The sequence below is a fragment of the Enterovirga sp. genome (assembly GCF_028290205.1).
Classification (GTDB): domain Bacteria; phylum Pseudomonadota; class Alphaproteobacteria; order Rhizobiales; family Beijerinckiaceae; genus Enterovirga.
In genome coordinates this window covers 1-10,358 of sequence record NZ_JAQGKF010000068.1, presented here as the reverse complement: position 1 = coordinate 10,358, position 10,358 = coordinate 1, and the positions used below count along the sequence as shown (strand labels likewise).

The following is a 10,358-nucleotide window of genomic DNA, read 5'->3' as shown; positions in this document are numbered from 1 at the left end:
GGGCTCGTATGCGGGTAGGCGCCGTGGCCGCCCGGGGTCGCCGTCGTGATCCGCAGCCAGAGGGCGCCCTTCTCGCCGAACCGGACGGTGTTGGCGCTGCTCGGTTCCCCGTTGAGCAGGGCCGTGCCTGTGATGGCCTCCGGACAGACGTCGAAGAGGTGGCGCGCCCCGTTCGGGCCGAAGCTCTCCTCGTCGGACACGACGGTCAGCGTGAGGCGCCCCCCGAGCCGCTGCGCCACCCGGGACAGGTAGACATAGGTCATGATGGAGGCCGTCGTGCCGACCTTCATGTCGGCGCTGCCGCGTCCCCAGATGGCCCCCGCCACCTCGCCGTCCCACGGATCCTGCGACCAGCCCGCTTCCGTCTCGACGGGGAACACGTCGATATGCCCGTTCAGGACGAGGTGCTTTTCGCCATCGCCGAAGGCCTGCGAGGCGACCAGGTTGGGCATGCTCTCATCCCGGGATCTGATCTCGTAGGCGACGCCATGGCGTTCCAGGATCCCCCGCACGTGGTCCATCGCGAGGCGCGTGTCGCCGGGCGGGTTCGGTGAGCGGATGCGCACGAATTCCTGCATGGAGGTGAGGATCGCCTCACGGTCTTCAGCGATCCAGGCGAGGATCTCGTCCCGCAAGCCGGCGTCGATCTGCATCAAGTCTGCCTCCTTCGAATGGTGGATCACCCCGGCAAGACGGGGCGGAGCTCGCCCCGTCTCCGGGCGACCGGAGCGGCGCGTCAGCGGACGAGCATCGGCCTCAATGCGCGAGGCTAGGCTCGGCCTCGCCGAGCTCCGGAATGGGACCCGTGTAGTAGGGAAGCTGGTCCACGCGTGGCACCCAAGTCTTGTTCGCCACGATGGTGCGAATATGGGCCGCAATGTCTTCCATCGGGGCGAACCAGACATCGCCCTTCTTCATCATGTACTCGATCAGGTCGGCGATCGCGCAGCATCGCGCCAGACGGCCGGACAGGAACGGGTGCCAGACCGCAATCCACAGGCCGCCGTGCTGCCAGGCGGCATCGAACTCGGCCCGGAAGCCGTCCATTGCCTGCGCGGGAGACTTGACCGGCATGATGTAACTCAGGTCGCGCGAGGCCATGTAGTGCGGCCAGTCGTCGAGGCCGTAATGGGTCGGCAGTTCCACGACGCTGCCGTGATCGTTGCTCAGCAGGTACGGGACATCGTCGCCCATCAGCGAGGCGTCGTAGTTGAACCCGTCCGCCACGAGGTGATCCAGCATCGCGGCCGAGAACTTGTAGGTCGGCGCCCGGATGCCGCGCGGATGTCGTCCCGTGACGCGCTTGATGACCTCGCTGGACCGGCGCAGCCAGTAGACCTGCTCCTCCTCGGGAAGGCCGTTCGGGTGCTCGTGCAGGTAGCCGTGGTGACCGATCTCGTGCCCGTCCCGCAGGATGGTCTCGACCGCCTGTGGGTAGCGCTCGATGCACCACGCGGGGACGAAGAACGTCTGGCGGATGCCGAAGCGGCGATACATTTCGACGATGCGGGGCACCGCGACCTCCGGCCCGTATCGCAACATCGAGATGGCCTGGACACGATTATGGGCACTCGCGTGGTGCGCGAGATGGAGGATGCTGTCGGCGTCCATGTCGAAGGTGATGCTGACCGCACATCGGGCACCGTTCGGCCATGGTGGCGGGTTCTTGATCATCTGTCGGCCTCGGATCTGAGAAGGTCGGGAGGTGCTGCGGGGCGGCTCAGGTAGTCGTAGGCGGACAGAACGTGGACCTTGACCACGTCGAGGAACTCCTCGGTCTCCACGTACTCATCGACGCCGCCCATCTCGATCGGAGACGGCCCAAACACGATCGCCGGGATGTCCTTGTACCGCCACAGGCGGGCATCGGTGCAGCCGAGGCTTACGACCGGTATGGGCTCGATTCCTGACACCGCTTTCGCGTTGGCGCGCACCACTTCCGCCATCTCCGTGTCGGGTGGCGTCCAGTTGGCCGGATTGTACAGGATCTGCTCGTAGCTGACCTCGGGGTAGCGCGACACGATGGCGTCGACCTCTCTCCGGACGTCGGCGTCGTCCAACCCGTTCGGCAGGCGGATATCGACCTCGAAGACGCATTCGGCCGCCACCATGTTCACCTTGACGCCGCCCCGCACCAAACCCGGATTGACGGTGATCCGGCGCACGTTCTGGCCAGCTCCAGCCCCCCAGGCCTCGTCGGCAGTCGCAATGGCAGCGTCGAGCGTGGAGGTCAGGTTGCCAAGTTCGGAAGGCGGAAGCTCGGTCAGCCGATCCAGTTCACCGATCACCTGTGCGGCGATCCTGGTCGCGCTGGCGCTGCGATGCACGTAGGCGCCGTGCGCGCCGTGAGTCCGAACGGTGAAGCGGAGCCAGAGCGGGCCCTTCTCCCCGAACCGGAACGTCGTCCGGCCGGTCGGCTCCGCGTTCAGGCAGCAATCGCCGAAAATCTCGGGGTGGTGGTCCGCGAGATAGCGGGCTCCCCAGGGCCCGAACGTCTCTTCGTCGGACACGACAGAGAGGGTCACCTTGCCGCGAAGGGTGTGCCGCAGCTCATGCAGGTACAGGAAGGCGAAGATCGAGGCTGTGGTGCCGCTCTTCATGTCGCAGGCGCCGCGCCCGTAGATGCGCCCGTCCTCGAGTTCGGCGCCCCACGGATCCTTCGTCCACCCCGATCCGTCACCGACGGGGAAGACGTCGATATGTCCGTTCAGTGCAAGGTGGCGGCCCGGTCCTCCGCAGTCGAACGTGGCGATGATGTTCGGCATCGTCCCTTCCGGTGCGATGATCCGGAAGGGAATGCCGCGGCGTTCGAGCAAGTCGGTCACGTGTCGAGCTGCATCGCGAGTGTCGCCCGGCGGATTCGGGCTCGGGATGCGGATGAAGTCGCGCAAGTAATCCACGAGGAGCTCCCGGTCCTCGCTGATGCGGTTCAGAAGCTTCTGCTTCGCGTCGAGCATTGCGCCACCTGGCCTCTGACCCGGGAAAGACCCTGGATCGGGATGTCCTCAGTCTCGGCGCCCGGCCCGCAGGCCAGGCGCCTCCGCAGGCCTATTTCTTCTCTTCAGCCGGAGCTTCGCTCACGGTCCCGAAGGGCGCGAGGCTCGGCGCATCATAGTAGCGGCCGGTCATGCCATACGGAGTCGACATCTTTTCCCAGCGACCGGTCAGCAGCATGAAGTCGATCGACGTGTTCAGAAAGTTCAGAAGCTCCTGGTTGCCACGCTTCACGCTCCAGGCGATGGGCAGCAGGTTGTACGGCTTTTCCTGAAAGAGGTCGGTGACACCGGGCTGCTGGGATGCGTATCGGCGCGCCTGCCAGGCGTCCTCGATCCCGACATCCGCGCGCCCCGAGGAAACCTCCACGAACGGCGCCGTCAGATTCGAGGTGTTCAGCAGCACGAGGGTCGCCGACCCGAAATTCTCCTTGACGTATTCCGCGGCGGCTCCACCCTGAACGGCCGCGATCCTGATGCCCTTCTTGTTGAAGTCGGCCAGGGTCTTGAACCGATCGTCGCCCTTCTTCACGACCGCGCTATAGCCAAGGTAATGAATCGGCTTGGTGAATTCGACAGCCGCGGCACGCTGCACGGTTGCGAATGTTCCGGCGATGGACATGTCGAACTGCCCGGCCTGAAGGCCGGCCGCAAAATTCGCCCAGGTCGTCTCGACGAGCACCACCTCGACGCCGATCGCCTTGAAGATGTAACGAAGGCCGTCGATGTAGTAACCCTTCACGTCTCCCGACGCCGGGTCCTTGATCGTTCCGGGGGGTGACGGGATGTAACCGACTTTGATGGACTTATCCCGGAGAATCCGGTCCATCGTCTGGGCATTCGCCTCCGAAACGGCAGGCAATGTCAGCGCCACCGTCGCAAGGCCAGCGAGAACGAGCGCGCGTCGTAAAATCTGTTTCATTGTTACCCCTCCTTCAGTCTTCGAACTTAGCCCAGTGCAGGATTGATCGTTGCAAGATCAGCACCAGGCGGCCGGCTGACCGGGATACTCGGATCAGGCAGGAACATGCTCGTCCTTGCCGACCGCCTCGATCTCGTCCTCGTACCGAAACGCGACCGGATCGACGCGGTGCTTGCCGAGATAGCTTCCCTTCTTGGAGCGCTCGACCACGTAATTGGCGGCGGGACGGCGGATCGCCTCATACCGACGAAGAGCCTCGTCAACGTCGCCCGTCTCGGCGAAGACGTCGCGCAAAGCCAAGGCATCGAGAAAGGTTTGGCTCGCGCCCTGAGCGAGATCCGGCATCATCGGGTGGGCCGCGTCGCCCAGAAGGGTCACCCGCCCCTGCGTCCAGGTGTAAGGAGTTCCGTCTACGTCGAGGAGGGGGCTCTCGACGATGCTGTCGCGAGGCGTGAGAGAAATGGTCCTCGGGATATGCGTGCGGTCCCACGATGCGAAATAGGCGATGAACTCGTCCACGTTCCTCGCGCCGGAAACCGACCCGAACCAATAGGCCTTCCCTCCGCCGATCGGGATCACGGATAGCCACCCGCCGGGCGTGTAGATCCCGGTCTGGGCAGCCGGATCCACGTCCACGAGGTCGAGGTCGATCACCGAGCGGAAACGGAAGGCGTGGTGCTCGTTCGGCCGGAACTTAACGCCGCCGATCAGCTGCGTTCGGATCGCCGAGTTGATCCCGTCCGCGCCGATGATCACGTCGGCTTCGAAGCTTTCGCCGCCGCTGAAGTGGCAGACGGCCGTGTCTGCCTTATTCTCGACGGACACCACTTCGGAGCCGTACCTGATCCGATCGGCACCGTAGGCGTCTGCCAACATGGTGTTCAAGGCGAGCCGATAGACACCAGTCGACGGCGCGCCGTATTTGGCCGGCCATCCGCTCGTGTCCTTCTCGAACAGCAGCTTTCCATCCGGCGCGTAGCCGAGGTAGCGGTCCAACTTCACGGCGATGCGGTCATACGGCTCCCGCAGGCCGAGCCCGTACAGCGCCCGCACCGCATTCGGCCACAGGTTGAGGCCAGCTCCCGTCGCCCGGAGATCCGGAGATCTCTCGAACACCTCGACGTCGTGGCCGAGGGAAACCAACCCGATCGCGGCGGCAAGGCCTCCGATCCCGCCTCCACATATGCCAACCCGCATCTCCTTCTCCTCGCACTCGGTGACGGCGGCTGGGTCACTATCCCCCGCGGTCAGGTTCTTCAGTCGCGATCGCTCACCGCAGGACCCGCTGCAGAAACTCCACCGTCCGCGGATGCGACGGGTTCGTGAAGATCGTGGCGGGTTCCGCGATCTCGACCTGGTTGCCCTCGTCCATCATCATCACGCGGTCCCCGACTTCACGCGCGAATGACATCTCGTGCGTGACGACAACCATCGTCATCCCGTCTGCCGCGAGAGCCTTCATGACATCCAAGACCTCGCCGACGAGCTCGGGGTCGAGGGCAGAGGTCGGTTCGTCGAACAGCATGACGTCCGGTCTCATCGCGAGCGCACGTGCGATGGCCGCCCGCTGCTGCTGACCGCCCGACAGAGTGCCCGGATAGGCATCCTCCTTGGCGGACAGGCCCACGCGCTCCAGCAGCTGCTTCGCTTCGGCGACGACCTCGTCGCGTTTGCGGCGCTGCACCACCCTTGGACCCTCGACAACGTTTTCGAGCACGGTCATGTGCGGGAACAGATTGAAGCTCTGAAAGACCATGCCCATGCGGGTGCGGATCGCCGCGACCCGGGCCTCGCTGTCTTTCACAAGCCGACCGGAGGCCGTTTTTCGGTAGCCGACCAGTTCATCGCCGAACCAGATCTCGCCGCCGTCGTATTCCTCCAGAAAATTCATGCACCGGAGAAGCGTGCTCTTCCCGGAGCCGCTCGGGCCGATGATCGCCAGCACCTCGCCCTTCACGACATCGAGGTCGATGCCCTTCAAGACCAGATGAGTCCCGAACGACTTCCGCACGTTGCGGGCGCTGATCATGACAGGCCTCATTGACCGCGCTGCCACCGCTGCTCCAAACGCTGAGAGAAGAAGATGATCGGATAGATCAAGACGGCGAATGCGACCGCCAGGACCGTGTATATCTCAAGAGGCCGGTAGGTGTTGTTGATCAGGTTGTTCGCCTCATGCAGCAGCTCGTCGACGGCGAGCGCAGACCCGAGCGTCGTCAACTTGATGAGAGACGCGAACTCGTTGATGAAGGGCGGAACCATTCGACGGACCGCTTGCGGAAGGACGATCCGACGCATCGCTTGCGAGTAGGTCATGCCGATCGCTCGCGCGGCATCCCACTGCCCTCGGCCGATCGAATTCACGCCGGCCCTGAAGATCTCGGCGAAATAGGCGGCCGCGTGCAGGCCGAGCCCGATGGACACCGAAACGACGCTGCTCATCTGAAGACCGGTGAGGATCGGCAGCGAGTAGTAGATCCACACGAGCTGCACCAAGGCCGGCGTCGACCGGAACAGTTCGATGAAGCCGGCCGCCGGCGCGCGAACCAGGCGCATCTCGCTCCGTCGCATCAGACCGAGCGGCAGCCCGAGAAGCAGGCCGATCACCACGGCCCAGAACGTGATCTGGGCGGTGACCAACGCCCCGCGGACGAAGACCATCCGGTAGTCCCAGACGACCTGGAAGTGCCACGTGTAGTCCATCGCCTGCCTAGCTGCCGCCGAACGCGCCACCCAACCCTGTGCGCTGAATGTTGCATGCAGAGCAAGCGCCCGCAAGCAGCGGGCCACAGTGTACTGCCCCGGCGAATGCCACCACGCGCAGTGGTGGCGAAGGCGTTGCGCCTCAACCCGCCGCCCTGTATCCAGCATACGGCTCCTTGCACACGTCTGTCGATGAACGCGCTGGGGCGGACGCAACCACGGACTGCCCTGCCCCTCGGCGATGTCGCTTGAAGAGTCCGGACGCGCTTGGCCCGGTCGAGGTCGGACCCTCATCATGAAGAACCGTAGTTCGGTGCCCCCAGTGATCCGTTCGGCCCGCCCAGGCGCGACGGCCGGTCCACGCGATGGGCTGAGATCGCCACCGAGACCGTCCGGCGGCATCACCCGGGCCGACCGCATCGCGGATCAGGTCTACCGGCGGCTGCGCCAATCCATCCTCTACGGCGAGCTTCCGTCAGGGGCGCGTTTGAAGGAGGTTGAGATTGCGGAGCGTCTGGCCGTCAGCAGAACGCCTGTCCGCGAGGCTATCTCGCGGCTGATCGGTGACCGCCTAGTGCACGAACTGGCAGCAGGCGGGGTGGAGGTCGTCGACATACGGGCCGAGATGGAAGAGATCTACTTGATCCGAGAGGCGCTGGAGGTGTGCGCCGTTGGACTGGCTGCTTCGCGGATCGATGACAAGCAGCTGGAAGTCCTGGAGTCCCTCGTCGAGACCGCAGAGGCGACCAGCTATCGCCAGCACCGCCGGCGGGCGGCCTTGAACGAGGCCTTCCATCTTGCGATCGCCAGGGCTGCGCACTCGCCAAGGCTGGCGGCCCTGATAGCGGATTTCAGGGAATACTTCCTCAATCCTTCCTGGCTCAGCCAGCAAACGGAAGAGAGCGCGCGCGAGGCGCTGAAAGACCATCGCGCGATCATTGAAGCACTCAGTCGCCGCGATCGGGACACGGCTGAAGCGGCGTTGCGCGGGCATCTCGGACGCTCGTTCAAAGGCATGTCGCCGGATCAGCAGGCGACCTCGGCGGCAGAGCCGGGCGGAAAACGCCAAGAGAGAAAGCGGAAAGCGGCGTCGACTGCCTGACGGGCAGGCACAAGCCGCATACGGGTCGCTGCCGCAGGGGCCCGGGCCTAGGGGCGCCTGTTCCGAGCGGCATCGACGGACGATGTCGCCACAGGTTCCTTGCCCTCGATCGCGCCGAGCCGGGCGTAGTTCGGCCCGCCGACCCTGCCGATGGGATCCAGCAAGGCGGTGTCGATACGGCCGCCCCGCAGGCATTCGTCTTTCACGTGGAACCAGACGACCTCGCCGATCAGCAATTGCGTGCGATGCGTCCCGAACTCGATGACGTCCCTGGTCCGGCATTCCATGCTGATCTGAGCTCGCGCCACTCGCGGAGCCGCAAGGGCGTGGCTCGCGGCCAGTTCGATGCCCAGAGCTTCCGCCTCGCTTGTGTCCGCGGCAAGCTCCGCGGAGCTGTGATGGAGGGCGTCGAGCATGTCATGCGACGCGACATTGACCACGAACTCGCCAGACCGGACCGCGTTCGAGACCGTGTCCTTGACCACGCCGAATTTTCGACCGCAGCTGATGGCAATGAGCGGCGGCACCGTCGACACGAAGGTGTAACAGCTAAACGGCGCCAAGTTGACGGATCCGCCTTCTGTGAGGGAGCTGACCCAGGCAATTGGCCTCGGGACGACCGCACCGGAGAGAAGCTTGTAGCACTCCGCTTCGTCCAACGCTTCCGCGGCAACTTCCATTCTCTTACCTCAGCAGGTCGTGTTTCAGCGGGAGGCCGGACCGCCCAATGTCGTTTGCTTGCGCTGGACGGGCCCGTCGTGCTTTCGCTCCCAGCCCGCATATCCCTAGCCGGCAGGAGCGCTAGGGACCGTGATAGAGCCCGGAGATGGCTCCCCGCAACAAGAGCTTACGGGCTCCTTCCCTCGCATCCATCCCTGCGCGACGATCCAGTTCACGCTGTGCCGAAAAAGGAAACCCGCCGAACGCACCCGGGTCACGGCGACTCGCGTCTGCCCTCGCACGCTGGGCTTCTTCGGTATCCGGGGGGTCGGGCCGTTCTACTACTTGGCGTACGGGCTGTACCCATATGCCGCTCGCGGAAGGCGAGCGACTGTGGGCCATTGTCGGGATCGTCTCGGGCCGCTCGGCCATCCTCCCGCTCCAACCCCGGACGGAGTTGCATCAGGACTTCGAACCCTCAGCAAGGCCGACGTGTTCGAAGGAACCTGCGCAGCCCCTTGCATTATCGAGGTTGCACCACGTGATAGCCCTTGCCGGTTATCCGCCACTCTCCGCCCACCGCGTGGAACGTCAGGTAATCGATGAAGACACTGGGTCCGATGCGGACCTGCACCTTGGCAAGGGCCTGGGTCTCAGATGCGAAGTCAAGGAGGAGGATCTTCTCCTCTCGCGGAGCACCCTCGGATTGCGGGGAGATCCGCTTCGACAGGATGTCCTTGTATTCCGCCGCCGACCACATGATCAGCTTGTCGTCACGTATCCCGTGCAGTTGCGACGTCGGAGCGAACACTTGATCGAAGGTGGCCACGTCACAGGTGTACATGAGGTCGAGATAGCGGCGGACGGCCGCTTCGAGACAAGTTAGTTCAGTCAAGGTCACGCTCCTGATGGAAGCCGGGGCGGCTTAGTCGATGACGAACATCTCGCCAGTGTCGAAGTCCGGGGACAGGAGCTCCGGCGCATGGTCGGTGACCAGGAACAGGTCCTGGCAGTGCCAATGGTCCAGGAACGGCTCAAGCGCCACGACCATCCCGGGCTCGAGAATCGTGCGGCCGCCGCGGCAGAAGATCGGCTCCTGCTGGTGCCACCAGGCGCCGACGCTGTGCCCGACGAGCCCGGCCGTGTAGGTCCAACCGATCGCCTGAAAGCGCGCCCGCACGAAATCGTAGATCTCGCCGACCACGGCTCCTGGCCTGAGCCGCTCCGCGGTCGCCCGGTAGATCTCGTGGTAGAGCGCGTAGTCCCGCTTCTGCTCGGGCGAGGGACGGCCGATCACGGCATTCCGGCTCTGGTGACCAGGGTAGCCGTCCACATAGGCCAGGTAGTCGGTGCGGACGATGTCGCCGCGCTCGAACTGGAAGGCGCTCTCGCCCCGGTAGATCACGGTGTTTCGGTGCGAGTTCAGGATGCCGTGAGCGAATTCCGCGCCGGCCGCCAGGCAGCCGCCGATGATGCGCCCGTGGACCTCCCGTTCTCGCTCGCCCGCCCGGATCGTCGGGAAGACATCGGCGAAGACCTGGTCGAGCACTTTCGCGCCAATCCGGAAGCGCTCCACTTCGCCCGGCGTCTTGATCCATCGCACCTCGTCGAGAAGCTCGGTCGCGTCCCGCATGCGCATCGCAGGGCAGCAGCGGGACACATCCTCCCAGAACCCGGCCCCGACGAAGTTCTTGTCGAACCCGACCGACTCGCGTCCCAGCCCAAGATCCTCCAAAACGGCGGCCACCCGTCCGAACAACGCCTCGGCATAGCCGTCAAAGACGACGACCTGCTCGATCCAGCTCTCGGCCCGGGTGGCTCCCGCTGCCGTGGCGTCGACCACGAAGACCGGGGGGAATGGCGCGGCCAAATCACCGCCACACCGCGGCGCGAGCCGGCGAGATCGAGGTGACGCGCGAGGGTTCCGTGGTAGGCGACGCCGCCCAGATAGGTGACATTGTGGCCGCCCCTGACGACC

Annotated in this window: 11 protein-coding genes; 1 reads left to right on the top strand and 10 read right to left on the bottom strand. The window is 64.9% G+C overall.

Translation table 11 applies throughout. The annotated features are described in order from the left end of the window. The 7 genes from JWR86_RS04720 to JWR86_RS04690 all read right to left on the bottom strand — a co-directional run. The coding region (locus JWR86_RS04720) for a M20/M25/M40 family metallo-hydrolase (protein ID WP_299561458.1) at positions 1-653 on the bottom strand (653 nt) is incomplete at its 3' end. A 103-nt stretch (positions 654-756) separates the two neighbouring features. Then, the gene (locus JWR86_RS04715) at positions 757-1,674 is read right to left on the bottom strand and encodes a polysaccharide deacetylase (protein ID WP_299561455.1); all 918 of its coding nucleotides are present in this window, start codon (positions 1,672-1,674) and stop codon (positions 757-759) included. Then, on the bottom strand, positions 1,671-2,957 hold the full coding sequence (locus JWR86_RS04710) for an ArgE/DapE family deacylase (RefSeq protein ID WP_299561452.1): 1,287 nt from the start codon (positions 2,955-2,957) through the stop codon (positions 1,671-1,673). Before JWR86_RS04710 ends, JWR86_RS04715 begins: the two co-directional genes overlap by 4 nt. A 91-nt stretch (positions 2,958-3,048) precedes the next feature. Further along, complete coding sequence (locus JWR86_RS04705; protein WP_299561449.1) at positions 3,049-3,915, bottom strand: transporter substrate-binding domain-containing protein; 867 nt, start codon at positions 3,913-3,915, stop codon at positions 3,049-3,051. A gap of 93 nt (positions 3,916-4,008) precedes the next feature. Next, positions 4,009-5,112, bottom strand: a complete 1,104-nt coding sequence (locus JWR86_RS04700; RefSeq protein ID WP_299561446.1) for an FAD-dependent monooxygenase — start codon at positions 5,110-5,112, stop codon at positions 4,009-4,011. 73 nt (positions 5,113-5,185) lie between these two features. Continuing rightward, complete coding sequence (locus JWR86_RS04695) at positions 5,186-5,944, bottom strand: amino acid ABC transporter ATP-binding protein (protein WP_299561444.1); 759 nt, start codon at positions 5,942-5,944, stop codon at positions 5,186-5,188. Between the two features lie 8 nt (positions 5,945-5,952). After that, positions 5,953-6,618 carry an amino acid ABC transporter permease gene (locus JWR86_RS04690; RefSeq protein ID WP_299561442.1) on the bottom strand — a complete coding sequence of 222 codons (666 nt, stop codon included), beginning with the start codon at positions 6,616-6,618 and terminating at the stop codon, positions 5,953-5,955. Positions 6,619-6,913: 295 nt separating this feature from the next. On the opposite strand from JWR86_RS04690, the gene JWR86_RS04685 reads away from it, so the two are divergent. Then, positions 6,914-7,720, top strand: a complete 807-nt coding sequence (locus JWR86_RS04685) for a GntR family transcriptional regulator (protein WP_299561440.1) — start codon at positions 6,914-6,916, stop codon at positions 7,718-7,720. A 47-nt stretch (positions 7,721-7,767) separates the two neighbouring features. Here JWR86_RS04685 and JWR86_RS04680 read toward each other — a convergent pair whose 3' ends face one another. The 3 genes from JWR86_RS04680 to JWR86_RS04670 all read right to left on the bottom strand — a co-directional run bounded on the left by JWR86_RS04680 (position 7,768) and on the right by JWR86_RS04670 (position 10,250). Further along, a complete protein-coding gene (locus JWR86_RS04680) occupies positions 7,768-8,400 on the bottom strand; it encodes a flavin reductase family protein (protein ID WP_299561438.1) in 633 nt (210 codons plus the stop codon). Between the two features lie 503 nt (positions 8,401-8,903). Continuing rightward, positions 8,904-9,281, bottom strand: a complete 378-nt coding sequence (locus JWR86_RS04675; RefSeq protein WP_299561436.1) for a nuclear transport factor 2 family protein — start codon at positions 9,279-9,281, stop codon at positions 8,904-8,906. A gap of 24 nt (positions 9,282-9,305) precedes the next feature. Then, positions 9,306-10,250 (bottom strand): M24 family metallopeptidase, encoded by a 945-nt coding sequence (locus JWR86_RS04670; protein ID WP_299561434.1) that lies wholly within the window; start codon positions 10,248-10,250, stop codon positions 9,306-9,308. Positions 10,251-10,358 lie beyond the last annotated feature (108 nt).

Bases quoted from the DNA above. Each gene is read 5' to 3' on its own strand.
- JWR86_RS04715 (WP_299561455.1), bottom strand. From the start codon at position 1,674: ATGATCAAGAACCCGCCACCATGGCCGAACGGTGCCCGATGTGCGGTC.
- JWR86_RS04710 (WP_299561452.1), bottom strand. From the start codon at position 2,957: ATGCTCGACGCGAAGCAGAAGCTTCTGAACCGCATCAGCGAGGACCGG.
- JWR86_RS04705 (WP_299561449.1), bottom strand. From the start codon at position 3,915: ATGAAACAGATTTTACGACGCGCGCTCGTTCTCGCTGGCCTTGCGACG.
- JWR86_RS04700 (WP_299561446.1), bottom strand. From the start codon at position 5,112: ATGCGGGTTGGCATATGTGGAGGCGGGATCGGAGGCCTTGCCGCCGCG.
- JWR86_RS04695 (WP_299561444.1), bottom strand. From the start codon at position 5,944: ATGATCAGCGCCCGCAACGTGCGGAAGTCGTTCGGGACTCATCTGGTC.
- JWR86_RS04690 (WP_299561442.1), bottom strand. From the start codon at position 6,618: ATGGACTACACGTGGCACTTCCAGGTCGTCTGGGACTACCGGATGGTC.
- JWR86_RS04685 (WP_299561440.1), top strand. From the start codon at position 6,914: ATGAAGAACCGTAGTTCGGTGCCCCCAGTGATCCGTTCGGCCCGCCCA.
- JWR86_RS04680 (WP_299561438.1), bottom strand. From the start codon at position 8,400: ATGGAAGTTGCCGCGGAAGCGTTGGACGAAGCGGAGTGCTACAAGCTT.